21 protein-coding genes and 3 tRNA genes are annotated in these 23359 nt (G+C 64.4%); 14 read left to right on the forward strand and 10 right to left on the reverse strand.

From position 1 onward, the window contains the following. Positions 1–183: 183 nt before the first annotated feature. The 3 genes from BAU07_RS09625 to BAU07_RS09635 all read right to left on the reverse strand — a co-directional run bounded on the left by BAU07_RS09625 (position 184) and on the right by BAU07_RS09635 (position 3854). Positions 184–1410 carry a YeeE/YedE family protein gene (locus tag BAU07_RS09625; protein ID WP_066665207.1) on the reverse strand — a complete coding sequence of 409 codons (1227 nt, stop codon included), beginning with the start codon at positions 1408–1410 and terminating at the stop codon, positions 184–186. Positions 1411–1550: 140 nt separating this feature from the next. Then, complete coding sequence (locus BAU07_RS09630; RefSeq protein WP_066656627.1) at positions 1551–2828, reverse strand: arsenic transporter; 1278 nt, start codon at positions 2826–2828, stop codon at positions 1551–1553. 81 nt (positions 2829–2909) lie between these two features. Then, complete coding sequence (locus BAU07_RS09635; RefSeq protein ID WP_066656630.1) at positions 2910–3854, reverse strand: AEC family transporter; 945 nt, start codon at positions 3852–3854, stop codon at positions 2910–2912. A 223-nt stretch (positions 3855–4077) separates the two neighbouring features. Between BAU07_RS09635 and BAU07_RS09640 the strand changes: the two genes are divergently transcribed. Further along, positions 4078–4527, forward strand: a complete 450-nt coding sequence (locus BAU07_RS09640; RefSeq protein WP_066656633.1) for a GNAT family N-acetyltransferase — start codon at positions 4078–4080, stop codon at positions 4525–4527. 104 nt (positions 4528–4631) lie between these two features. On the opposite strand, the gene BAU07_RS09645 is transcribed toward BAU07_RS09640, so the two are convergent. Then, positions 4632–4716, reverse strand: a tRNA-Leu gene (locus BAU07_RS09645). A 188-nt stretch (positions 4717–4904) separates the two neighbouring features. After that, a tRNA-Leu gene (locus BAU07_RS09650) sits at positions 4905–4989 on the reverse strand. 144 nt (positions 4990–5133) lie between these two features. On the opposite strand from BAU07_RS09650, the gene rnr reads away from it, so the two are divergent. The 5 genes from rnr to BAU07_RS09675 all read left to right on the forward strand — a co-directional run bounded on the left by rnr (position 5134) and on the right by BAU07_RS09675 (position 10971). Continuing rightward, positions 5134–7599 carry a ribonuclease R gene (gene rnr, locus BAU07_RS09655; protein WP_157122157.1) on the forward strand — a complete coding sequence of 822 codons (2466 nt, stop codon included), beginning with the start codon at positions 5134–5136 and terminating at the stop codon, positions 7597–7599. A 46-nt stretch (positions 7600–7645) separates the two neighbouring features. Beyond that, positions 7646–8383, forward strand: a complete 738-nt coding sequence (gene rlmB, locus BAU07_RS09660) for a 23S rRNA (guanosine(2251)-2'-O)-methyltransferase RlmB (protein ID WP_066656638.1) — start codon at positions 7646–7648, stop codon at positions 8381–8383. A 45-nt stretch (positions 8384–8428) separates the two neighbouring features. Continuing rightward, entirely contained in the window at positions 8429–9673 is a 1245-nt protein-coding gene (locus tag BAU07_RS09665) for a cystathionine gamma-synthase family protein (protein WP_066656639.1), read from the forward strand. A gap of 14 nt (positions 9674–9687) precedes the next feature. Then, positions 9688–10368 (forward strand): Fe2+-dependent dioxygenase, encoded by a 681-nt coding sequence (locus BAU07_RS09670; RefSeq protein WP_066656640.1) that lies wholly within the window; start codon positions 9688–9690, stop codon positions 10366–10368. Between the two features lie 330 nt (positions 10369–10698). Then, complete coding sequence (locus tag BAU07_RS09675; protein ID WP_066656641.1) at positions 10699–10971, forward strand: HU family DNA-binding protein; 273 nt, start codon at positions 10699–10701, stop codon at positions 10969–10971. 192 nt (positions 10972–11163) lie between these two features. Here BAU07_RS09675 and BAU07_RS09680 read toward each other — a convergent pair whose 3' ends face one another. Next, on the reverse strand, positions 11164–11601 hold the full coding sequence (locus BAU07_RS09680) for a carboxymuconolactone decarboxylase family protein (protein WP_066656642.1): 438 nt from the start codon (positions 11599–11601) through the stop codon (positions 11164–11166). A gap of 202 nt (positions 11602–11803) precedes the next feature. Between BAU07_RS09680 and BAU07_RS09685 the strand changes: the two genes are divergently transcribed. Further along, positions 11804–11879: transfer RNA gene (locus BAU07_RS09685), tRNA-Val, on the forward strand. A gap of 112 nt (positions 11880–11991) precedes the next feature. Here the strand turns inward: BAU07_RS09685 and BAU07_RS09690 are convergent. The 4 genes from BAU07_RS09690 to BAU07_RS09705 all read right to left on the reverse strand — a co-directional run bounded on the left by BAU07_RS09690 (position 11992) and on the right by BAU07_RS09705 (position 16113). Beyond that, on the reverse strand, positions 11992–12918 hold the full coding sequence (locus tag BAU07_RS09690) for a tripartite tricarboxylate transporter substrate binding protein (protein ID WP_084026038.1): 927 nt from the start codon (positions 12916–12918) through the stop codon (positions 11992–11994). A gap of 98 nt (positions 12919–13016) precedes the next feature. Continuing rightward, entirely contained in the window at positions 13017–14021 is a 1005-nt protein-coding gene (locus BAU07_RS09695) for a cyclase family protein (RefSeq protein WP_066656644.1), read from the reverse strand. Between the two features lie 24 nt (positions 14022–14045). Beyond that, on the reverse strand, positions 14046–15251 hold the full coding sequence (locus BAU07_RS09700) for a CaiB/BaiF CoA transferase family protein (protein WP_066656646.1): 1206 nt from the start codon (positions 15249–15251) through the stop codon (positions 14046–14048). 22 nt (positions 15252–15273) lie between these two features. After that, the gene (locus BAU07_RS09705; protein ID WP_066656648.1) at positions 15274–16113 is read right to left on the reverse strand and encodes an HpcH/HpaI aldolase/citrate lyase family protein; all 840 of its coding nucleotides are present in this window, start codon (positions 16111–16113) and stop codon (positions 15274–15276) included. An 88-nt stretch (positions 16114–16201) separates the two neighbouring features. Here BAU07_RS09705 and BAU07_RS09710 point away from each other — a divergent pair, with 88 nt between their 5' ends. The 7 genes from BAU07_RS09710 (at position 16202) to BAU07_RS09740 (ending at position 23307) form a co-directional block, all read left to right on the forward strand. Then, on the forward strand, positions 16202–17110 hold the full coding sequence (locus tag BAU07_RS09710) for a LysR family transcriptional regulator (RefSeq protein WP_066656651.1): 909 nt from the start codon (positions 16202–16204) through the stop codon (positions 17108–17110). 144 nt (positions 17111–17254) lie between these two features. Beyond that, positions 17255–18070, forward strand: coding sequence for an energy transducer TonB (locus tag BAU07_RS09715; protein ID WP_066665211.1), 816 nt, complete (start codon positions 17255–17257; stop codon positions 18068–18070). 1 nt (position 18071) lies between these two features. After that, on the forward strand, positions 18072–18977 hold the full coding sequence (locus BAU07_RS09720) for a MotA/TolQ/ExbB proton channel family protein (protein ID WP_066656654.1): 906 nt from the start codon (positions 18072–18074) through the stop codon (positions 18975–18977). Further along, the gene (locus BAU07_RS09725) at positions 18978–19451 is read left to right on the forward strand and encodes an ExbD/TolR family protein (protein ID WP_066656661.1); all 474 of its coding nucleotides are present in this window, start codon (positions 18978–18980) and stop codon (positions 19449–19451) included. A gap of 71 nt (positions 19452–19522) precedes the next feature. After that, positions 19523–20194, forward strand: coding sequence for a response regulator transcription factor (locus tag BAU07_RS09730; protein WP_066656664.1), 672 nt, complete (start codon positions 19523–19525; stop codon positions 20192–20194). A gap of 174 nt (positions 20195–20368) precedes the next feature. Continuing rightward, positions 20369–21394, forward strand: coding sequence for a sensor histidine kinase (locus BAU07_RS09735; protein WP_066665214.1), 1026 nt, complete (start codon positions 20369–20371; stop codon positions 21392–21394). After that, positions 21391–23307 carry a potassium transporter Kup gene (locus BAU07_RS09740; RefSeq protein ID WP_066656669.1) on the forward strand — a complete coding sequence of 639 codons (1917 nt, stop codon included), beginning with the start codon at positions 21391–21393 and terminating at the stop codon, positions 23305–23307. Before BAU07_RS09735 ends, BAU07_RS09740 begins: the two co-directional genes overlap by 4 nt. Positions 23308–23359 lie beyond the last annotated feature (52 nt).

The following is a 23359-nucleotide window of genomic DNA, read 5'->3' on the forward strand; positions in this document are numbered from 1 at the left end:
TAACAGAAAGCGGGCTGTCCGCTCGTTCAAAAACAGCCTGGCGGTTTGCGAAATGCCCGGCGCACGAAGGGCCGGGGTAGCATGAAGAAAGCCTCCCGAAGGCTGGCGCAATGCCGGTTCTTGGGGTGAGGCATCCAGTTGCGCGCCTTCCGACGCGCTACGCCGGGGCGTGGGCGGGCCGATTCAGCAACTGCTGGGCGGTGGCGACTTTTCCACGGCCAGGCCAAAAAGAGGGCGCAGGCGGACGCCCAGCGCGCTGCCGGCGAAGGCGGCAGGCAGCCACAGCCAGGCGTGCAGGCTGCCGGAGAGGATGCCGCTGAAATATGCACCGATATTGCATCCGTACGCCATGCGTGCGCCGAAGCCGAGCAGCAGGCCGCCCACGACGGCCCCCGCCAGGGAGCGGGCGGGCAGCTTCCACACCGGCGCGAACTTGCCCGCTGCCGCCGCTGCAGCCAGTGCGCCCAGCATCAGGCCGATGTCCATGACCGTCGTGATGTCCTCGCGCAGCGGCGCGGCCAAGGCCTTGGATTGCTTGACCCAATACGCCCAACCGGCGACGTCGCCGCCCATGGCGTCGTACGCCTTGGCGCCCCATAGCGCGAAGGCCGACGTGATGCCCCAGGGGCGGCCGGCGAGGGCCAGGGTTACCAGGTTCAACGCCACCAGGGCGACCCCACCCCAGACCATGGGCCAGGGACCGCGCAGAAGGCCGGCAGGTCGATCGGTGCGCGAGGCGGACGAAATCAGGCGGCCGTGACGCCGGCGTTCCAGCCGCGTCGCGGCCCATGCGATCAATCCGAACACCGCGAGATTGGCGACGATGGCTGGCAGCGGTCCCCAGGACAGCACAAAGGACGTCGGCTTGATGGCCGGTAGCGCGGACCACCAGGGAAATGTATACGTGCCGACGACGGAGCCGGCCACGAAGAAAAGCAGGGTGACGATCATGCGGGTATTGCCGCCGCCCACTGCGAACAGGGTGCCTGACGCGCAGCCACCGCCGAGCTGCATGCCTATGCCGAACAGGAAAGCGCCCAGCAGCACCGAGGTGCCGGCCGGAGACACCAGCCCGGCTACGGTCTGGCCAAACAGCGAGCCCTGCGCCAGGATGGGAAAGAAGAGCAGTACGCCGACGGCGAGCATGGCCATCTGGGCTCGGAGGCCCGCCGCACGCCGGTCCGAAACGAACACCCGCCAAGCCTGGGTGAAGCCGAAGGACGCGTGGTATAGCGTTACGCCGAGCAAGCCACCGGTGATCCATAGGCCTGCCTGCCGCCAGCCGACCGTACTGTCGAGGTACCACGTTCCCAGTACCAGCAGGAGGAGTGCGAGGCATAAGGGCAGGCTGTTTACGCGCGAAGGTGCGCGGGTACCGCTGAAGTCGAGAGTCGTTGCGTTGGAAGACATGGTCTGAAGCCCGAAATTGCAGCGGCCGCGCTCACCGGCGCGGCCGAAAGGCACACTGTAAGCCGCAGCGTGTTATTTCCATAAATAATGAATTTTGATGTGTTTATTATTGGCTGGAATAAAGTGGTGTAGCCGGTCGATCACCCCAGCCGCACAGCCAGCGCCGCCAGCGTAATAAGCAGCACGGGGAGGGTCAGCAGCACACCGACGCGAAAGTAATACCCCCATCCGATGTTCAGGCCCTTGCGGGCAAGGACGTGCAGCCAGAGCAGCGTTGCCAGACTTCCGATCGGCGTTATTTTCGGACCCAGGTCGCTGCCGATCACGTTTGCGTAGATCATGGCCTCGCGCACTACGCCTGTCGTCGCCGTGTCGGCAATGGACAGCGCACCCACCAGGACGGCAGGCAGATTGTTCATCACTGACGACAGCACGGCCGCTGCGATCCCCGTACCCAGCGCCGCGCCCCAGGTGCCGCCGAGTGCGCACCAGGACAGGAACGCCGTCAGGTGGTTGGTGAGGCCGGCATTGCGCAGCCCGTAGACGACCAGGTACATGCCTAGGGAAAAAACGACGATATGCCAGGGCGCCTGGCGCATGATGCGGCGGGTGCCGACCACATGGGTGCGCCCTGCGACCGCCAGAAGGCCCAATGCGCCAGCCGCGGCGATCGCGCTCACCGGAATGCCGGCCGGCTCCAGGACGAAGAACCCCGCCAACAGAAGGACCAGGACCACCCAGCCTGCCCGAAAAGTGGCCTGATCGCGTATGGCGGTGCGAGGTTCGGGCAGTTCACCATCTTCATAGCGCTGCGGAATCGTGCGCCTGAATACCAGCCACAGCATGCCGAGCGAGGCCGCAACCGAGACCAGGTTCACCGGCACCATCACGGCTGCGTACCGCACGAAGCCGATATCGAAGAAGTCCGCCGAGACGATATTGACCAGATTGGAGACGATCAGCGGCAGGCTGCCTGTGTCGGCGATGAAGCCGGCCGCCATGACGAAAGCCAGCGAGGCGCCGGCTCCGAATCCCAATGCCAGCAGCATTTCCATGACGATGGGCGTGAGGATAAGTGCCGCGCCGTCGTTCGCGAACAGCGCCGACACCGCGGCGCCCAGCAGCACGATCAGGGCAAAGAGGCGCGGCCCGTGCCCGCGTCCCCAGCGTGCCACATGCAGGGCACACCACTTGAAGAAGCCAGCTTCGTCCAGGATCAGGCTGGTGATGATGATGGCAATGAACGTGGCGGTGGCGTTCCAGACGATGTGCCACACCACCGCGACGTCTCCAAGGTGCACCACCCCGGTGGCCAGCGCAAGTAGCGCGCCGCCCGCGGCGCTCCAGCCGACACCCAGCCCACGCGGTTGGATGATGACCAGGGCCAGAGTCAGGACGAAGATGAAGGCGGCCAGCATGTCTTGGGTAGGAAGGGAATCATGGGGGAAAGGGTGGGGCCTCGGTCGCGCCTTTCGGCGGGACATCAGGACATCAATACATCAACGCAGGCCATGCCCTTCTATCCATGCGATCAGCGCGGATATGGTGAGCACGGATGCCAGCGTGGACAGCAGGATCGCGCGCGACGCCACGCGTGCGTCGCGGCCGTACAGCTGCGCCAGCATGAAGGGGCCCGTGCCGATGGGAAGCGCGCTGAGCAGCACGGCCGTCCATGCCCAGACGGGTGGCATGGAGAAGACGCCAAAGGCCAGGAGGGCCGTCACGCCAGGTTGCACCAGCAGCTTCGCGACCACGACCCGCGTCACCGCGGTGCCGTCGCTGGCGGCTTCCGTCTGTGCCAGGAAAAGGCCGATGGCGATAAGCGCGCAGGGGCTGGCGGCATTGCCGAGCAGCACCATGAAGCGGTCGATGGGTTCAGGTAGCGCCACGCCGGTGGCCGACCAGGCGAGACCCAGGACAGGGGCGATCAGCAGCGGGTTGCGGATCAGGGCACGGCCGACCTTGGCGGCGGTCTTGCCCAGATTCTGGCCTTGTTGCTGGTCGAATTCGATCAGGGCGATAGACACCCCAAATAGCACGCATGCCGTCATCAGCGTGGCGACCACCGCCGGCGCAAGGCTTTGCGGGCCGAAGACGACAAGGCAAAGCGGAATACCCATGAAGCCGGCGTTCGCATAGGAATTGCTCAGGGCCTCGATACTGATGTCGGTGAGCGGCGTGCGCTTTCCCCGATGCGCGGCAAGGGCAACGGCAAAGGCGGCGGCGATGCCGCCTGCGAAAGAGGCCACGTAGCCGCCATGTCCCAGTTCCGACCAGCTTACCTGTGACATCGCATGGAATAGCAGGGCAGGCAGCGACAGGTAAATGACGAAGCGATTAAGGACGTCGCTGGCCGCGATGCCGAGCAGGCGCCTGCGCGCCGCCAGCCAGCCGACCAGAATCAAGGCAAATACCGGCAATGCGGCGGTGACGACAGCGTGCATGGGGACGCGGGACGAAAAAAGGAGCTCATTCTAACGGCACGCCGCCGCCCCCCGCGCAATCCTTGACCTTGGCTCCGGGGGCCCCTCACTTTGGTCGCAGTCGCGGGCGATCGGGGGGTACGGGTGCCGGCGAACGGGGCAGGCGAAAATCGTGAACAGCGATTTGCGTACATTGGTCGAGGTGAGCAAAATCGCGGTTTGCGTAAGGGATAAGGAGCCGGGCATGACCCAGCAATCCATAGCTGTCACCGTGGGCGACTGGCGTCGTCTGCGCGAGGATGCATGCGCCGTCCGGCATGCCGTTTTCGTCGTGGAGCAAAATGTGCCGCCCGAGATCGAGCTGGACGAATTCGATCCGGTGTCCGTCCATGCCGTCGCATACGACGCGGACGGCAGGGTGCTGGGTACGGGCCGGTTGCTGCCGGATGGACACATAGGCCGCATGGCGGTGCATCGCCATTCGCGGGGGATGGGAGTAGGCGCGCGTCTGCTGCAAGCGCTTGTCGACGCGGGACATGCCGCCGGACACGCCAGGCTGGTATTGAACGCGCAGGTACATGCCCGCGGCTTCTATGAGGCCCACGGATTCGTGGTGGAGGGAGAGCCCTTCATGGAGGCCGGGATTCCGCACGTCACGATGAGCCGCGCGTCGCAGGTCGGCCGAGGCGTTTGAGGCTGTCCCGCAAAACAAAAACCCCGCAAGCGTATGCTTGGCGGGGCTCGACTACAAGGACTTGACTGAAGAGGCTCAGGCCGCGAAGCCTTGCCTTGATCTGCTGGTGCCCAGGAGAGGACTCGAACCTCCACACCTTGCGGCACATGGACCTGAACCATGCGCGTCTACCAATTCCGCCACCTGGGCCCGTTCGCCGTGCTCGTGAAACTGCCGCAGCGAAGAGAGGCGCGATTATGCACATTTTTTCCGGATGCCGCAAGCTGGTTACTCAACATGGCGATTGTCCTCCAGCGGCCCGTGCGGAACCCATTTGCGAATCCGCAGTGCAAAGCAAAAACCCCCGCTGCGTTTCCACACCGGGGGTTTGCAATTCGTGGTGCCCAGGAGAGGACTCGAACCTCCACACCTTGCGGCACATGGACCTGAACCATGCGCGTCTACCAATTCCGCCACCTGGGCACTGTGTATTTCGTTAGAATACCGCCTTTGCACTTGAGTTCGAAGCAGGCTTCGAACCAACCATGCGGTCGACTTTTTGGGTCGGCGTTTTGGCGGTTTTCTGCGAAAGACAGAAGCTGCGCATTATAAACAGGATTTTCGACTTTGGCAAAACGATCGAGCAGCGACTCCAATAACAAAAACAGACCCACGGTCGTGCCCGAGGCGCCGCCGGACTTCGATCCCGACGTTCCGAGCCGCGAAGACATCCTGCGTGCGTTACGCTCCGCCGGCGCGCCGCTGTCGCCGGCTGAGCTGGCCGAACGCATGGGTGTCCACCGGCCCGCCACCCTGGTCGGTTTCGAGCGGCGGCTGGGGGCCATGGAGCGGGACGGCCAGTTGATGCCGAATCGCAAGGGTGTACTGCTGTTGTCCACCAAGCTCGACTTCGTCGCGGGCCGCGTACAGGGCCATCGCGACGGCTTCGGTTTCCTGGTGCGCGACGACGGCGGTCCGGATATCTTTCTGTCGCCGCGCGAGATGCTCAAGGTCCTGCATGGGGATCGCGTGCTGGTCAAGCCCAATGGTGAATATCGCGGCAAGCCGGAAGGCAACATCGTCGAAGTCATCGAGCGCCGCACCAACAAGCTGGTGGGGAGGTTCCTGCACGAGCATGGCTTGTCCATCGTGGTGCCCGAAGACCAGCGCATCAAGCACGATATCCTGGTCCCGCCCAGCGATACCAACGGCGCCCAGCACGGCCAGGTGGTCGCCGTCGAAATCATGGAGCAGCCCACGCGGCATACCCAGCCGCTCGGACGCGTGGCCGAGGTCCTCGGCGAGATCGATGATCCCGGCATGGAAATCGAGATCGCGGTCCGGAAGTTCGACGTGCCCGTCGAGTTCACTGAACCTGCGCGCAAGCAGGCGGCGCGGCTGCCGGATGCCGTCCGCAAGTCCGATCTGAAGGACCGGATCGACCTGCGCGACGTTCCGCTTATCACGATCGACGGGGAAGACGCCCGCGATTTCGACGACGCCGTCTATTGCGAGCCGGTAGAGCTGGGCTCGGGACAACGCAAGCGGCCCGCCTGGCGGCTGCTGGTCGCGATCGCCGATGTGAGCCACTATGTTCAGCCCAACGATGCATTGGACGAGGACGCCGTCGAACGCGGGACCAGCGTGTATTTCCCGCGCCGCGTCATTCCCATGCTTCCGGAAACGCTATCGAACGGATTGTGCTCGCTGAATCCGCAGGTGGACCGGCTGGTACTGGTTTGCGACATGGTGATTCCGGCCACGGGAACCAAGGCCGGTACGGTGACGGCCTACCAGTTCTACAACGCAGTGATGCATTCGCACGCCCGTACCACCTACACCAATGTGTGGGCGGCGCTGCAGCAGCCCGGCGGGCCGGCGGCGCAGGCGATGGCGGACGTGCTGCCACAGGTCCAGCACTTGTACGAGCTCTACCAGCTGCTGGCGCAGGCCCGTCGCAAGCGCGGCGCCATCGACTTCGATACGGTCGAAACCAAAATCGTGTGCAACGAACTCGGCCGCATCGAGCAGATCGTTGGCGTGGTGCGCAATGACGCGCACAAGCTGATCGAGGAATGCATGCTGGCGGCCAACACTTGCGCTGCCGAATTCATGGCGCGCAGCAAGCACCCTGGGCTGTACCGCATTCACGAAGGTCCGACGCCCGACCGCCTGCAATCGTTGCGCGAGTTCCTGCGCACGCTGGGGTTGACGCTGGGCGGTGGCGATACGCCGACGGCAAAGGATTACGGCGAGTTCCTCGACAGCGTCCGCGGAAGGCCCGACTACCCCCTGCTCCAGACCATGTGCCTGCGTTCCATGCAGCAGGCCATGTACAGCCCGGAGAACGTGGGTCACTTCGGCCTGGCTTATCCCGCCTATACCCATTTCACGTCGCCGATCCGACGCTATCCGGATCTGCTTACCCACCGCGTAATCAAGGCGCTCTTGGTGGGGCAGCGCTATGTGCCCCGCCTGGAGGACGAGCCCGTCGTGATCGGGCGGTCGCACAAAGAGCACGAGCACGCTATCTGGGAGAAGCTCGGCCTGATCCTGTCGGCCAGCGAGCGCCGCGCCGACGACGCGTCGCGCGATGTCGAGGCGTGGCTGAAGTGCTGGTTCGTCAAGGAGCGCGTCGGTGAGGATTTCAGCGGAACGGTCACCGGCGTGGCCAGTTTCGGCATTTTCGTCACCCTCGACATGCTGCATGTCGAAGGATTGGTCCACGTTTCCGAACTCGGGGGCGAATACTTCCAGTTCAACGATGCCTTGCACGAGTTGCGCGGCGAACGCACGGGCATGCGGTACCGCCTGACCGACAAGGTTCAGGTGCAGGTCGCGCGGGTCGACCTGGAAGCGCGGCGCATCGAGTTCCGCCTGGTCAAGGGCACCAGTTTCGAGTCGCTGCGCAAGGCCGCGTTGCGTGGGCCGGAAGAGCCGCCGCGGCGCGTGAAGAAGGCGGCCAGCACCAAGCCGCAGGCCCTGAAAGGCCAGACGGCCAAAGTGCGGCGCGCGCAGGCCAAGAAGGCCGATCGCGTCGCTGCACGGCAGGCGCAGGGCGCCAGCAAGTCCGCCGCGCGCAAGCGGCATTGATTGCTGCCCCGCCCGGGCGGGGCACACCATACGAGGTATCGGTTTTATGGCGTCAACCCAGGTTCTTGCAGGGTTTCACGCGGTCGTGGCGCGCCTGCGCCATGCGCCGTCGTCCATCAAGGAAATTTATGTGGAGGCATCCAGGCGCGACAAGCGCATGGTTGCGCTGATCGAGCAGGCGGGCCACGCCGGCTGCAAGGTGCATCCGGTCTCCAGCGAAAGGCTCGACGGAATGGCGCGGGGCACGCGCCATCAGGGCGTGATCGCACTCGCGGAGCCGGCGCAATTGGCGGTGGATGTCGACGATGTGCTCGATGCCATAGAAGGCCCAGCTTTCTTGCTGGTGCTGGATGGTGTGACCGACCCGCACAACCTGGGCGCCTGCCTGCGCACTGCCGATGCCGCGGGCGTGCACGCCGTCATCGCACCGCGGGACCGTGCGGTCGGGCTCAATGCCACGGTCCAGCGCGTTGCTTGCGGCGCGGCCGATACGGTGCCTTATGTCATGGTCACGAATCTCGCGCGCACCATGCGCGAATTGAAGGAACGTGACGTGTGGCTGGTCGGTACCGACGACAAGGCCACCACATCGCTACACGGCATCGATGCCCGACGCCCCATGGCGTGGGTCATGGGCGCGGAAGGCGAGGGCATGCGGCGCCTGACGCGCGAGACCTGCGATGAGCTCGTGAATATTCCCATGCTGGGCTCGGTGGAAAGCCTGAACGTCAGCGTCGCCAGCGCCATTTGTTTATACGAGACTGTTCGCCAGCGCCAGGGGTAAAATTCAACGCCCCTCCCGCATTGGCTTATTCAGCGCCCAGACACCATGGAAAAGACCGGCTTTACCACGACCATCCTTCATTCCGACCGGCGCGATGCCGTCGAGCACGGCGCCGTGCACAAGCCCATGCATGTGTCCTCGGAATATGGATATGGAGACGCAAGGGAACTGGCGGCGGTTTTTCAGGGCAAGGCTGGCTACTCGTATGCGCGCCAGGGTACGCCGACCACAACTGCTCTGGAAGCCAAGATCACGAAGATGGAGGGCGGGGTCTCGACAGTAAGCTTCGCGACCGGTATGGCGGCCCTTGCAGCGGTGTTCACCACCTTGCTGCGGGCGGGAGACCACCTGGTGTCAAGCCAGTTCGTCTTCGGCAATACCACCAGTCTGTTCAGTACGCTGGCGTCCCTCGGCGTCGAAGTCAGTTTCGTCGATGCCACCGACGCTGCCCAGGTGCGAGAGGCGGTACGGCCCAACACGCGCATGGTATTCGTCGAGACCATTGCCAATCCTGGCACTCAGGTCGCCGACCTTGCCGCGATCGGGAAACTGTGCAGCGACCGGGGGCTGGTCTATGTAGTCGACAACACGCTGACATCGCCGTGGCTATTGCGTGGCATCGATGTCCGGGCGTCCCTGGTCATGAATTCGCTGTCCAAGTACATCGGAGGCCATGGCAATGCGCTGGGCGGCTCGATCACCGACACCGGACTGTACGACTGGGCCGGATACGACAACATCTATGACTCGTATCGCAAGGGCCCATCGACCAGTTGGGGACTGTTGCAGATCAAGAAGAAAGGTTTGCGCGATATGGGCGGTACGCTCGCCGCCGAACCTGCGCATCGTATCGCGGCAGGTGCAGAAACTTTGGCCTTGCGCATGCGCAAGCACTGCGACAATGCGTCGGCATTGGCGCATTTCCTTGCCGGCCATGCCGGCGTGTCCAAGGTCTATTACCCTGGGCTGGTCTCCCATCCGCAGCACGAGCGGGCCAATAGCTTGTTCAAGGGCCGCTTCGGCGCCTTGCTGGGCGTGGAACTGATCGACGGTATCGACTGCTTCGATTTCCTGAATCGCCTGCGCGTCGTCATCCTGGCGACGCATCTGGGGGATACCCGCACCCTGGCCCTGCCGGCCGCGCACACCATCTACTACGAAATGGGCGCGGCCCGGCGTGCGCAGATGGGCATCGCCGACAGTTTCATCCGGGTCTCGGTCGGCATCGAGGATGAGGAAGACCTGCTGGGCGATTTCGATCAGGCGCTGCGCGGCTGTATGCATGCATAGCGTGGAGGCGCACGATGTTGATCCAGATTGCCGATTTGTTTACCCCTGCGGAAGCTGCTGATATCAGGCGCCGGCTGGATGCCGCCGAATGGGTCGACGGCAAGGTGACTGCGGGCTACCAGTCCTCTCAGGTCAAGCAGAATCGGCAGCTGCCTGAAGGCCATCCCCTGTCACAGGAGCTGGGCAACCTGATCCTGCAGCGGCTGGGTCGCAATAATCTCTTCATGGCGGCCGCCCTCCCGCGCAAGATCTTCCCGCCGCTGTTCAATCGTTACGAGGGCGGGGAAGCCTTCGGCTATCACGTGGATAACGCGGTTCGTCCGGTCGCCGGTACGGCGGAACGGGTGCGTACCGACTTGTCGGCCACGCTATTTTTATCCGAGCCCAATAGCTACGATGGCGGCGAGCTGATTATCGATGACGTGTACGGGGCGCGTCATGTCAAGCTGCCCGCGGGACATATGGTGCTGTATCCCGGCACCAGCCTGCACCGTGTAAATCCGGTCACGCGTGGCGCACGTATCAGCTCATTCTTCTGGATCCAAAGCCTCGTGCGCGAGGATAGCCAACGTACTTTATTGCTGGAGCTGGATGTCGCCATACAACGCCTGAACCAGGACGTCCGTGACCATCCGGCTCTGGTACAGCTTACCGGCGTCTATCACAACCTGCTGCGCCGCTGGGTCGACGTGTAGTCATGTACGGCGTGATGCCTCGACGGCATCGTGCTGGCGTCCCGGCATCGTGACGGGGGCATGGGTGGCGCGGCAAGTGGCTTCCGTGCCGCAACGCCAGCAATGGCGCGGGTTTCAGCCCGCTTTTTTCTTGACAGCATGTTGCCGGCGATGCCTAATACGCCTCTGCGTCGCTCCTGGTTTGCCCGTTTTCATGCCGGCAAGATCATGGGCGGCGTAGCAATTTAAACGCCGCGGTTTGCGACGCAAACGCGCTGAAGAAGAAGCCATTCGAAGTCTTTCCGGCCGGTCGGGCCGCTACGACGCCATACCTGTGAGGGGTAATCCTACATGAACAAAACTGAACTGATCGACCACATCGCCAGCAAGGCCGATATCTCGAAAGCCGCCGCCGGCCGCTCCCTCGATGCGCTGATCGGCGCTGTGAAGTCGACGCTGAAGAAGGGTGGTACGGTAACGCTGGTCGGCTTCGGCACGTTCGCCGTTTCGGCCCGTGCTGCACGTACGGGGCGCAATCCGCGTACGGGTGAGAGCATCAAAATCAAAAAGGCCAAGGTACCGAAGTTTCGCGCCGGCAAGGCACTGAAGGACGCGGTCAACTGATTGTCCTGTGGCCCTGGCTGCCCCGGTATCGCCGGGGCACATGAAGCGCCGCGGTATCGCGAGCGCAGCGTCGTGCTCGTACCGCCCCGGCCCTTGCGCGGATTGCCTTGGCAGGCGGTGCAAGGGTGTTCCGCCGCCCCGGTCCGGACTATCGGCTGGGCCGGAGGCGGCGCTCAGCGAAATGGGAAACGCCTACGCAGCGTCGGATGGAGATGCGGGCGCAACCGTATATCCGATGTCCGCGGCCATTTCGCGCAGAATGTTCTGCGCCAGATTGAAGGCCGTGTTGGCGGCGGGCACGCCGGCATAGATGGCATTCTGCAAAAGCACTTCCTTCAGCTCGTCAGGCGCCAGTCGGGTTTCGTCGCGAGCGCCCAGGGCGGCACGCACGTGCAGTTCGAATTCCTCCCAGCGGCCCAAAGCCATGGTCGTCGTCAGCACCATGACCCGGCGCATCTTGCGCGGCAGGCCCGGACGACTCCAGATCTCGTCCCAGGCGTAGCGGGTGATCAGGTTCTGGAACTCGGCGGTGAAGGTGGTTGCACGCGCCAGCGAACGGTCGACCCAGGCGTCGCCCAGCACTTCGCGGCGGTTGCGCATTCCTTTTTCGAAACTGTCATCTGTGCTCATGTTGTCTTTCCTCAAAGGCGTGAGGCGGGCCGCGACGTGGCCGGCGGCGAAACGGATGGTGCGGTATGGCGTCGCCCGGCCCGGCAATGTTCGCAGCGTCTGGTTTGCTGACCGCCTGCGCAATCGCTATAATGCTCGGCTTGCAGCGGCCAACTCGTTGGCGTTACGCGGCTTGCATCCAGAGTGGTCCCACTCGTTCCGGGGGTGCTTAGCTCAGCTGGTAGAGCGGCGCCCTTACAAGGCGTAGGTCGGGGGTTCGAACCCCTCAGCACCCACCATTCCCCGGAATTCGGAACCAAGTCTTTTGCGGTTCCCCGCAATATTCCCAGATAGTTCCCCGGCAATTGGCGCGGGCCGCATTGCGGCCCGGTTGCGTGACTGGACGGGGATTCAGTTCACCGTGATGTTGTTGGCTTTTGCCACCTCGGCCCATCGCTTTTCTTCGGAATCGACGAAGCTGGCGAATTCGGCCGATGTGCTGCCGACCGGCGTCAGGCCGAGCTTGGCAAGCTTCTCCTTCACGTCAGGGCGCGCCAGCGTCGTCTGCACGAGGGTTTGCAGGCGATTCACGACGGCCTCCGGTGTGCCGGCGGGCAGGAAAAATCCGTTCCATTCGACGACATTGAAGCCCTTGATGCCGCTTTCGGCCATGGTCGGCACATCGGGCAATTCCGCCATCCGCTTGTCCGACGTGACGGCCAGTGCGCGCAGCTTCTTGCCGGCGATGTAATTCAGGCTGGAAGCGGCGTTGGCGAAATAGACATCGACCTGGCCGCTCATGACGTCGACCAAGGCCGGTGCACCGCCCTTATATGGGATGTGAACCAGGTCCAGCGATGCGTCCTTCTTCAACAATTCGCCTGCCATCTGCGCCAGGCTGCCCGGCCCGTACGAAGCAAAGGTGTGCTTGCCGGGATGCTGTTTGGCGGCGTTGATGAAGTCCTGCACGGTTTGGAACGGGGAGTTGGCGGCCACCACCATGATGTTGGGCACGCTCACGGCCTGCGACACCGGGATGAAATCCTTCTTGAAGTCGTACGGGAGCTTGCGGGTCGCGGCATTGATGGAAAACGCCGATGCGTCGTACAGCACCGTATAGCCGTCCGGTGCCGCGCGCGCGACGAAGGCCGCACCGATGGAGCCGCTGGCGCCGCCCTTGTTTTCGATGACAATGCTTTGGCCCGAGACTTCGCCGAGTCCCTGCGCGATGATACGTGCCGCGTTGTCGGCGCCGCCGCCGGCCGAGTAGGGCACGACGAGCGTGATCGGCTGGGCCGGATAGTCGGCCGCTGCGGCGGTGGCGACACTGCCCAGCATCGCCAGCGCGACGGCGAATCCGGCGGCAGGTTTGCGTCGTTGTAGATTCAAGGTCTTCTCCAGTGGAATTTATAAAGGGATAGATAACGCCCGCGGTGCTATACCGTGGCGATGGGGTTCACGGGCGCCCCTACGAGGCCTGGCAGGTACATCGGGGCAGCAGTGAGGAAAAAGGCGTGGCGGTCGTTCTGGCGCAGCCAGGCGGCAAGCGCCGTCAGGTGCCACAGTTCGCCCAGCGGAAGGCCCAGTTTGAAAAGGCAGAGTTCGTGCAAGGGCAGCAGCGGCCCGCTGTCGGCATCCAGGGTGTGGTTGCGCCGTTCAACGGCATGGTTGTCCGCCGCGATGGCCGCAATCTTGCTATTGGCGATCCAGTTCAGCAGATCGGCGTCGCGGCCGTCCAGCATGCAGCAACTGTGTTTCAGGCGATCCAGTTTGGCGTCCGGCAGGCGCAAGGCCAGGTCGGCCAGTCCGGTGTGCAGGCACAGCACATCGCCCTGGCGCACTTCGACGCCATCCGTATCCATGACCTGCATCAGATCGCGGTATGACACCAGGCGGAAATCGTCGCCGAAGTGTGCGCGTAGGTCGACCAGCACGCCGCGTCCTTGGATGCCATGCCGCGCCATTGGCGCAATGGACAACTCCTGCGTGCCGTTGAAGTCGGGGCCGTGCGGTTCGCTTACCTGGAAACCGTTGTAGCCCGTCGGCACGGGATGGCCGTCACCGTGGGGGTCGAACATCGCGCCGATGTGGCCCAGGGCGTCCCATTGTGTCGAGTACTGCGGCGACAGCGTTACGCTGTCGTCGCTGACGACGTCGGTTGCGCCCGGGACGTCCGACGCCAGCGGATAGCGGTAGACCGGTACGCCGTTCTTTTCAGACGGCCGGATCACGGGGCCCTTGCGGCGGGGATTGAGCACGGGCGCGCGCGGCACGTCCAGCGGCAGGCTCAGCGAAAACGACAGGCCGGCGCGGATTTCGGCGACCGCGGCCAGGCGTTGCGCGTGTTGGATGTAGTTCAGCGTGCCGAGGCGGTCATCGGGGCCGAAGTCGCCCCAGTTCGAACCTTCCGGCCGTACGCGCCAGCGTCGGGTGTTTGTCATGTGGTGATTCCAGTGTCGCGCGTATCAACGCACCGCGGCCGAGGCAATCAAGTCCTCGACGGCCTGCTGCGGATAGCCCAGGTCCAGCAGAATCTGCCGCGTATGCTGGCCCAGCGCCGGCGCACCGTCCGCGAGGTCGGCAGGCTTGCTTGCGGCCGCCTCGTTGCCGAAGTGCGCCCAGCGAGCCAGGCCCAGATAGGCGCCTGCCTGCGGGTTCGTGTATTGCCGCATGAATCCCATGGACTGGACTTGCGGATGGTCGAACATGTCTTCCACGCGATTGACCACCGCGCAGGGTACGCTCTGGCCGAAGCGTTCCGCCCATGTCGGTGCGGTTTCGCGCGCCAGGGCGGCGCGTACGCGCGGAATGAGGTCGGCCGCCCGCGCGGCGCGCTTTTTGACGCTGTCGTATTCCGGGTCGTCCGCCAGTTCCGCCAATCCCAGGTGTTCGCACAGGGCTCGCCAGAAATGCGGCGTGTTCGCGGAGATATAAAGATAGCCATCGCGCGTCGGATGGATCCCCGTGATGCCGCCCGACCGCATGTCGCGTTCGATATGCCGCGGCTCACCCTCGGCCCAGACCAGGCGAGCCGATTGCATGGCCAGTGCGCTACCCAGCAGCGATACGTCGATCGCCTGGCCCATGCCTGTTTTCTCGCGGCGGTAGAGGGCAGCGGCCACGCTGTTGGACAGCAGGGCGGCGCCGTAATAGTCGACCACGGATCCATACAGGATTTCGGGCGGGCCATCGGCCTTGCCCTGGGCCGAGCACATGCCAGTCATGGACTGCAGCACCTGATCGTAGCCGGCATGCTTGGCAAGGGGACCAGTACTGCCGTATCCCGTCATGGCGCAATAGATGAGCCGGGGATTCAAGGCCTGCAAAGTCGGGAAATCGATGCGCAGCCGCTCCGGTACGCCGGGGCGGAAGTTGTGCACCAGGACATCGGCCCTGGCCACCAGCGCGCACAGCACGTCATACCCTGCCTGCGTCTTCAGATCCAGGCAGATGCCGCGTTTGTGGCGGTTGATGCCCAGGAAGGCGCGGCTCTCCGCCGCGAGCGTCGACGGGTACTTGCGCAGGTTGTCGCCTTCGGGCGGTTCCACCTTGATGACGTCGGCACCCAGATCGCCCAGCAGGGCACAACCGTAGGGACCCGCGATGTAGGCACTGAGATCGAGTACCTGTATGCCCGACAAGGGGCGTTCGGAATAAGCTTGTTGCGTCATGGGGTGTCTCGGAACCGAAAGCTCATTGGCGGCCGCAGGCCAGCAGGATGTCCTCGGCGCGGCGCACGAAGGGGGCGTCGATCATCTTGCCGTCGAGCAGGAACGCGCCCGTGCCCGGGTGTGCGCGGGCGGCGTCGACGATGTGCTGTGCCTGCGCGATTTCCTCGGGGCTGTACCCGAATACCTCGTTCGCAATAGCGATCTGGCTGGGGTGGATGCAGGATTTGCCCAGGAAGCCCAACGAGCGGGATAGCCGCGCTTCGGTGCGAAAGCCGTCGCGGTCCGCCACATTCGGGTAGGCGCCGTCCAGCACGTATTTGCCGCTGGCGCCGGCCGCCAGGCGCAACGCAAGCATTACATGCCTGAGCGTCTCCGGCTCGTAGCGCGCAATGCCCAGCGGCTCGAAGAGGTCCGCCAGGCCAAGCTGCAGGCCGCACACGGTTTCATGGGCGCTGGCGATTTCTGCCGCCATGGCGAGGCCGCGCGGCGTTTCGATATTCACCAGCAATCCACCTTGAAAGCCTGCCGCCGCGAGCGCCGCCACCGCGGCTCTCACATCGGCGGCGTTTTCGATTTTCGGAACATTGAGGATGTCGACGGGTGCCAGGCCGAGCGCGGCCAGATCGGCCGCGAAATGCACACTGTCCACGCCATTGACGCGAACGATAATTTTTTTGCCGTGTGCAGGATAGAGCCGCGGCATGTCTGCCGTCAGCCAGTCGGCAAGGACGCGACGCGCCTCGTCCTTGCGCTCGGGCGCCACGGCGTCTTCGAGGTCGAAGGATATGGCGTCGGCCTGGCTGGCCATGGCCTTGGCGAACAGTTCCGGGCGCGATGCGGGAACGAAGAGCTTGCTTTTCACCGTTGTCTCCTTTTCCGGGCATTGTGACAAACAAGCGGCCCCCATTGCATCGGGCTGGCTGCGATATAACGATAGAATCTCTATCGTTATGAATACCGATTATCTCAAGACGCTGCTGGCTGTGTCGCGCCATGGGTCCATGGCGGCGGCTGCACGCCGGCTCGGCCTGACTCATGGGGCGGTCGCGCAGCAAATCCGCGTCCTGGAGAAGGAATTGGGCACGGTACTGGTGGCCCGCGCGGGCCGTACGGTGCACATGACCGAAAACGCCGCACGGCTGTTGGAGTCGGTGGAGCAGGTGTTGGAACAGGTCGAACGCCTGCATTACCTGGCGCGGTCCAGCCAGACCGTGGGGCAACTGCGGCTGGGCGCCGGCCACACGGCGCTGAACACCACGGTCCCGAGCATCCTGGAGCAACTGGTAAGGCGGCACCCCGGAATCAGCGTCGATATCCATCCGGGTCATTCCGCCCAGTTCTATCCCAGCATCGAGAACGGCGATCTGGACGCCGCCATCGCCCTGGAGGCGCCGTATCCGCTGCCCAAGAGTCTGGCCTGGCATCTGCTGCGCGAAGAACCGCACGTCCTGGCGGTGGCGCCGCACCACGCCGGGCGGGATCCTCACACGCTGCTCGCGACGCAACCATTCATCCGGTATACCCGCAGTGATTGGGGCGGGCGCCATGCGGATGATTACCTGCGGCGAGTCGGCATTCGGCCCCGCGAACGGTTCGAGCTCAATGCCATCGAGTCCATCGCGGTGATGGTCAGCCGTGATCTGGGCGTCGCCATCCTGCCCATGTCGACCAGTGGGGTGATCTCGCGGTTGAATATTGTGGCGCTGCCGCTGCCCGCGCCTTGTGAACCACGGCGGTTCGGCCTGATCTGGTCGCGCGGATCTTCGCGGATCAGCGTTATCCAGGCGTTCCTGGCGATCGCGGTGGCGGAATACCGCGAGCTGGGCGCGCCGCATTCCGCCCTCGGTGCGGAGCGCTGAGTCCATACAGTACGGGGCGCCGTCCCGGCAATGGTTTTGCGAATAATTCGCATTTGGGATAGCATATCGGACTCACTCCGCGTAGGGCTTCCCGGTTTCCGGGTAGTCGCACGGCACATATACGTCATGGCATCGGGCTGGTTCATGCCTCGCAACAAGAGCGGTTGGTCCACTTCGTCGAAATCTTCCCTGGGCATCCGGTTAACCGCCGCCGTTACGGTCGTCGCCTTGCATGCGATCGTGGCGGCCGGCATGTTGTCCACGGAAGAGGTAAAGCCGGTATTGCCGGAGAGCCAGCCCATTATGGTGAGCGTGGTGGAAGCTCCCGTACCGCAAGTGGCAAAAGCGCCGGAAACGGAACAGCCGCCGCAGCCCGCGGTCCAGCCTCCGCCGCCGCAACCGGAGCCGGAGCCGGAGGTCAAGCCGGAGCCTGAACCGGATCCGGCACCGCCTGAAAAGATCGAGCCCACGCCCGAACCGGAGCCGGTTGTCGAGAAGCCACCCGTGCCCGCCCCCCAGCCGAAACCCAAGCCCAAGCCCAAGCCGCGTCCACCGGTGCAGCAGGCCCCTGCGCCCAAGCCTGTGGAGCAGCCGCCGACCCCGGCACCGCCCGCGGGTGCGCCGGATGGCGCGACGATGACGCAGGCGCCGCGCCAGGGTCCGCCTCGCGACCAGCCCGAAACGGTCTCCAATATCGAGTACCTGGGCGCAGGTCCGGCCCCGGTCTATCCGGCGGCGTCGAAGCGGCGCCGTGAGGAAGGCAGGGTGATGGTGCTGGTCGTCGTCAATCCGCAGGGCCTGGTGGAAAAAGCCACGGTGGTGTCTTCCTCTGGCTATCCGCGCCTGGACGAGGCGGCGCTGGATGCGTTGCGCCGCGTGCGCTTCAAGCCCTACACCCGCAACGGTGTCGCCTACACCGTGCAGGCTCGAATTCCATTCGATTTCAATATAAGGAACTGACATGTCCATCGCACACCACATCGCCATGGTGCTGGCGCAGGCCACGCCCGCCGCGCCTGCCGATCCTGGCGCCGGACAGGCTGCCGCGGCCGCCGCGGCGCAGGCGCCGAACGCCGCGCCCCTGGCCAGTAGCGTTCTCCAGGCCGGCACGCCCCCGCTTGCAACGCCCGATATGGGGATGATGCATTTCATCGGGCAGAGCGACATCGTCGGCAAGACTTTGTTCGTCATCCTGCTGTTGATGTCTCTGGTGACGTGGTACCTGATACTGGTCAAGGCGGCCAACGGCATGGTGGTGCGCAAGCGGGCGCAGGACTTCCTGAACAAGTTCTGGAACGCCGGCTCCCTGGAGCAGGTGGAGCACGAGATAAGCACTCATGGCGCGCGCGACCCGTTCTCCCATCTGGCCGCCCATGCCATGCACGCACAGGCCCATCATGCGCGGTACGGCGCCACCAAGCTGGCCGAGACCGGTTCGAACAGCGAATTCGTCACGCGAACCATGCGCAAGGTCATCGACGAGGAGACCGCCAAGCTCGAGAACGGCTTGACCGTGTTGGCGTCAGTCGGGTCCACGGCACCGTTCGTCGGGCTGTTCGGCACGGTGTGGGGCGTCTACCACGCCTTGGTCGGTATCGGGATGGCCGACGGCGTCACCATCAACCGCATCGCCGGGCCCGTGGGCGAAGCATTGATCATGACAGGCCTGGGCCTGGCCGTGGCCATTCCCGCCGTACTGGCCTACAACACCTTCGTGCGCAAGAACCGGGTGCTGCTGTCCCGGCTGGACGCGTTCGCGCATGATCTGTTCGCCTTCCTGACGACCGGGCAGCAGGTCGCAGTATCGGACGGCAAGGTGCGCGCCATGCGGCGTTCCGGCGCGCCGGCCGTGCGCGGGAGCGAATAAATGGCGTTCGGCGGATTCGACAACAAAGGCTCCGGCGGGCAGGCGATGTCGGAAATCAACATGGTGCCGCTCATCGACGTGATGCTGGTGCTGCTGGTGATTTTCATCATCACTGCGCCTCTGCTGGCGCATTCCATCCGTATCAATATGCCGCAGGTCAGCGCCGAGCCGGTCAAAGAGGAACCGAAGACGATCGACCTGGCCATCGATGCGGCAGGGCAGTTGTTCTGGGACGAAACGCCCGTGGCGGAGCCCGATCTGGCGGCACGGTTTGCGGCGGCCGCGGCGAGCCAGCCGCAGCCTGAACTCCGTATCCGTGCGGACTTGAACACTCGTTACGAGACCTTGGCGAAAGTAATGGGCGCGGCACGCCGGTCGGGACTGGGCCGCATCGGTTTCGTCACCAATCCGGCGCCCGGCGGGCAGGGCACGGCGGAGCCGGCTTCCACGCCTTCGGCCGCCCCCGTGCGCTAGCCTGAAGAAATTTCGCCTGGGGAGCGCAACACGCTAGCGCGTTGCGCTCCGGATCGCGCTAGAATCGCGCCATGCGAGTACTCGTAATCGAAGACGACACAACCCTGGGCCACGCGCTGCAGGAGTTTCTGGCCGACCAGGGGTATGCGGTCGATTGGCTCACTGACGGCGACAAGGTTCTGGGCGCCCTGGCGGGCCAACCTTACGATCTGCTTCTGCTCGATCTCAACCTGCCCGGCACCAGCGGCCTGGATGTCCTGCGCCAACTGCGCACGGACGGCAACCAGGTGCCCGTGCTTATATTGACGGCGCGCGACGGCATCGAAGACCGCGTGGCCGGTCTGGACGCAGGCGCGGACGATTATGTGACCAAGCCGTTCGAATTGCCCGAGCTGGCGGCGCGCGTGCGCGCCTTTGGCCGGCGGCGCGCCGGGCAGGCTCAACCCTTGATCGAGGTCGGACCGCTGGTCTTTGATACAGTGGGCCGCGAGGTCCGCGTGCACGGCGAACGGCTGTCCCTGTCCGTGCGCGAACTCTCCGTCCTCGAGATGCTGATGGCGCGTGTTGGGCGCGTGGTGACCAAGCGCCAGATCGTCAACTCCTTGTCAGCCTGGGACGCCGACTTCAGCGAAAACGCCGTGGAAGTCTATGTCTACCGATTGCGCAAGCGCCTGGAAGGCACCGGTGCCAGCATCCAGACGGTGCGTGGCTTCGGATACCTGCTGGACGTGGAAGCAGCCTGAGAGCGCACGGCCTTCGTTACCGGATAACCGGGCTGTATCGTCCGGCCGGCTTGGCCAACGATCATGAGCGTGGATATCCAGTCCGAACGTATCCGTAGCCTGCAAAGCCAGAGTACCTATCGCCCTGGTCTGCTGCCCAAAGGGTCTTTGGCGCGCTACCTCGTCGTTCGGCTGTTGCCCGCGATCCTGTTGCTTGTGCTGTTGGACCTGGCCGCGACCTGGGTCATGACGCACAAGATCGACATGGCGATCTGGATGCTGGAGGACTTCTTCCTGCTCATGGTGCTGGGCCAGGTCGCCTTGATGGGATTGTTCGCCTGGGTCGTCGTGCATGGCGTCCGCTCCGGACTGCGTTCGGTGAACCTGCTGTCCGAGGAAATCCGGCAGCGTTCCATCGACGATATGCAACCCCTCGAAGTCGCTGGCGTGCCCGCGGAAATGGAGCCGCTGGTGTTGCATACCAACGACCTGCTGGCCCGGCTCGATGCGTCCCTGGCGGCGCAGCGCCGCTTCATCGGCCATGCCGCGCATCAATTGCGCACCCCACTGAGCGGCCTGCGGCTGGAATCGGAACTGATGCTCGCGCGGCCTCTGCCCGACGATGTCCGGGCCCGCGCCGAGCGCATCAAGGCGGTAAGCGACCGCATGATACGCCTGGGCCAGCAGTTGCTGGTGCTCGCCCGCGCCGATCCGAATGCCCGGCCGCAGGATAGTTTCGTGCGCGTCGACCTGTGCGAATGGGTGCGCGCCAGTGGCGCCGAGTGGATACCGCGTGTGCGCGCGGCGCAATTCGAACTTGACCTGGTCGCGCCCGACACGCCGGTATGGATCGACGCCGATCCGCTGCTGCTGGATGAGCTGCTGGGCAACCTCATCGACAACGCATTGCGTTATGGCAATCCGGCGGGGCGCATCACGCTGAACGTGGGCGGCACGCCCCCCAGCCTGACCGTCATGGATGATGGTCCTGGCGTCCCCCCGGAAGACCAGGACCGCGTATTCGAGGCCTTCTATCGGTCCCCCACCGCAACGGTGGGCGGTTCGGGCCTGGGACTGGCCATCGTGCGCGAGATTGCGCACGCGCATGGCGCATGGTGGAAGCTCACCAGCCGCCCGGATTTCCCCGGCACACGGTTGACGGTGGTGTTTCCCGGGCCCCGCAAAGGCACCCAATTGACCCGACACGACATTCAGGTATGACGACAGGAACCGCAAGCGCCAGTGCCTCTTCCGCTCCCGCGGCGGTCTCCGCGTCTTCTTCTCGGGCGGCCATGGTCATCGGTGCCCTCGGCGTCGTCTATGGCGATATCGGGACGAGCCCCCTCTACACCCTGCGCGCATGCCTGGTAGGCTATGGCGACCTGCGGCCCGAGCATGTCCTGGGCGTATTGTCCATCCTGTTCTGGATGCTCATGCTGGTCGTTTCCTTCAAGTACATCATGCTGGTGCTGCGCGCGGATAACCGCGGGGAAGGGGGCACGCTGGCGTTGCTGGAGCTGGCGATACGCGGGCGCTCCGGCCGTATGCGCACCTTCCTGATCGGGCTTGCGATTTTCGGCGCGGCGCTGTTCTACGGCGATAGCATGATTACGCCTGCGATATCCGTGCTCTCTGCGCTGGAGGGTATCAGCGTGGTGTCGAACCGCTTCGAACATTGGGTGGTCCCGCTATCCCTGCTGATCCTGATTGGCCTGTTCATGATCCAGTCCCGCGGCACAGGGACCATGGGCAAGCTATTCGGGCCCATCATGACGGTGTGGTTCGGCACCCTGGCCGTGCTGGGAATCTGGCAGATCGCCCAGGCGCCGGGCGTACTGGCCGCGCTCAATCCCATGTGGGGCCTGCATTTCGTGGTGGAATCGCCGCGCGCGAGTTTCGTGTTGCTGGGCTCCGTGGTGCTGGCCCTGACGGGGGCCGAGGCGCTGTACGCCGACATGGGGCATTTCGGTCGCGGCGCGATACAGCGGGCGTGGTTCTGGATGGTCATGCCGGCGCTTACGCTGTGCTACTTCGGCCAGGGTGCATTGTTGCTGCGCGACCCGGAAGCGATCGCGAATCCCTTCTTCCTGATGGCGCCGGATTGGGGCATTGCACCGCTGGTGGGATTGGCCACGTTGGCGACCATCATTGCCTCGCAGGCCGTGATATCCGGGGCCTATTCGATGACCCGCCAGGCGGTTCAGCTGGGTTATTGGCCCCGCATGGAGATCCTGCACACTTCCGCCGTGGAGAAGGGGCAGATCTACCTGCCACAGGTGAATGCCTTGTTGCTGGGGGCCGTACTGCTGCTGGTCCTGGTGTTTCGCAGTTCGGACAATCTGGCGGCAGCCTACGGCTTCGCGGTCACCGGCACGATGCTCACCACGTCCGTGCTGCTGTTGTCCCTGATGCCGCGCGCCGCGGTCAATGGGCCGCGGCGGGCGATGTGGTGGGGCATATTGGGCTTTCTCCTGGTGTTCGATATGCTGCTGTTCTCGGCGAACGCGCTGAAGGTGGAAGAGGGCGGGTGGCTGCCCTTGATGGTGGGGATCATCGTCTTCACGCTGATGGGCACCTGGCGACGCGGCCGCTATCTCCTGAACGCGTTGCAGCAGCGCGACCGCCAGCCCTTGGCCGAGTTCATGGAGCAACTGGAGCAATATCCGCCGGCACGCGTACAAGGGACCGCCATCTTCATGACGATGAGTCCCGGGAATGTTCCGCCGGCCTTGCTGCACAACCTGAAGCACAACAAGGTCCTGCACGACCATGTGGTGTTCCTGACCATACACAGCGCGGATGTGCCGTATGTGTCGGCCGAAGAGCGCTTCTCCGTGACGAAACTCAGTGCGTCGAGCTGGCAGGCCGTGGTGACGTACGGGTTCAAGGAAGAGCCCAACGTGCCGGACGCCCTCCGGGAGGTGGCGGAGGCATATCCGGAACTGGACCTGGAGCCGATGCGGACCTCGTACTACCTGTCGCGCCAGACCGTCGTCGCGGCCAAGCGTCCGGCGATGCGCCGCTGGCGGCGAGCGTTGTTTGCATTCATGTCGCGTAATTCGACCCGCAGCACGAAGTTCTTCAAGATTCCGCCCAACCGGGTTGTCGAGATGGGAATGCAGGTAGAACTCTGAGCTCGCTCTCCCGTCAGGGCCGGTGCAGAGGGATCCCCGAGGAGCGTGCGCC

It is taken from the genome of Bordetella flabilis, assembly GCF_001676725.1.
Classification (GTDB): domain Bacteria; phylum Pseudomonadota; class Gammaproteobacteria; order Burkholderiales; family Burkholderiaceae_B; genus Bordetella_C; species Bordetella_C flabilis.

Bases quoted from the DNA above. Each gene is read 5' to 3' on its own strand.
- BAU07_RS09635 (WP_066656630.1), bottom strand. From the start codon at position 3,854: ATGCACGCTGTCGTCACCGCCGCATTGCCGGTATTTGCCTTGATTCTG.
- BAU07_RS09690 (WP_084026038.1), bottom strand. From the start codon at position 12,918: ATGCTGGGCAGTGTCGCCACCGCCGCAGCGGCCGACTATCCGGCCCAG.
- BAU07_RS09665 (WP_066656639.1), top strand. From the start codon at position 8,429: ATGGAAAAGACCGGCTTTACCACGACCATCCTTCATTCCGACCGGCGC.
- BAU07_RS09630 (WP_066656627.1), bottom strand. From the start codon at position 2,828: ATGCTGGCCGCCTTCATCTTCGTCCTGACTCTGGCCCTGGTCATCATC.
- BAU07_RS09695 (WP_066656644.1), bottom strand. From the start codon at position 14,021: ATGACAAACACCCGACGCTGGCGCGTACGGCCGGAAGGTTCGAACTGG.
- BAU07_RS09710 (WP_066656651.1), top strand. From the start codon at position 16,202: ATGAATACCGATTATCTCAAGACGCTGCTGGCTGTGTCGCGCCATGGG.
- BAU07_RS09700 (WP_066656646.1), bottom strand. From the start codon at position 15,251: ATGACGCAACAAGCTTATTCCGAACGCCCCTTGTCGGGCATACAGGTA.
- BAU07_RS09720 (WP_066656654.1), top strand. From the start codon at position 18,072: ATGTCCATCGCACACCACATCGCCATGGTGCTGGCGCAGGCCACGCCC.
- BAU07_RS09675 (WP_066656641.1), top strand. From the start codon at position 10,699: ATGAACAAAACTGAACTGATCGACCACATCGCCAGCAAGGCCGATATC.
- BAU07_RS09625 (WP_066665207.1), bottom strand. From the start codon at position 1,410: ATGTCTTCCAACGCAACGACTCTCGACTTCAGCGGTACCCGCGCACCT.
- BAU07_RS09725 (WP_066656661.1), top strand. From the start codon at position 18,978: ATGGCGTTCGGCGGATTCGACAACAAAGGCTCCGGCGGGCAGGCGATG.
- BAU07_RS09715 (WP_066665211.1), top strand. From the start codon at position 17,255: ATGCCTCGCAACAAGAGCGGTTGGTCCACTTCGTCGAAATCTTCCCTG.
- BAU07_RS09640 (WP_066656633.1), top strand. From the start codon at position 4,078: ATGACCCAGCAATCCATAGCTGTCACCGTGGGCGACTGGCGTCGTCTG.
- rlmB (WP_066656638.1), top strand. From the start codon at position 7,646: ATGGCGTCAACCCAGGTTCTTGCAGGGTTTCACGCGGTCGTGGCGCGC.
- BAU07_RS09670 (WP_066656640.1), top strand. From the start codon at position 9,688: ATGTTGATCCAGATTGCCGATTTGTTTACCCCTGCGGAAGCTGCTGAT.
- BAU07_RS09730 (WP_066656664.1), top strand. From the start codon at position 19,523: ATGCGAGTACTCGTAATCGAAGACGACACAACCCTGGGCCACGCGCTG.
- BAU07_RS09740 (WP_066656669.1), top strand. From the start codon at position 21,391: ATGACGACAGGAACCGCAAGCGCCAGTGCCTCTTCCGCTCCCGCGGCG.
- BAU07_RS09680 (WP_066656642.1), bottom strand. From the start codon at position 11,601: ATGAGCACAGATGACAGTTTCGAAAAAGGAATGCGCAACCGCCGCGAA.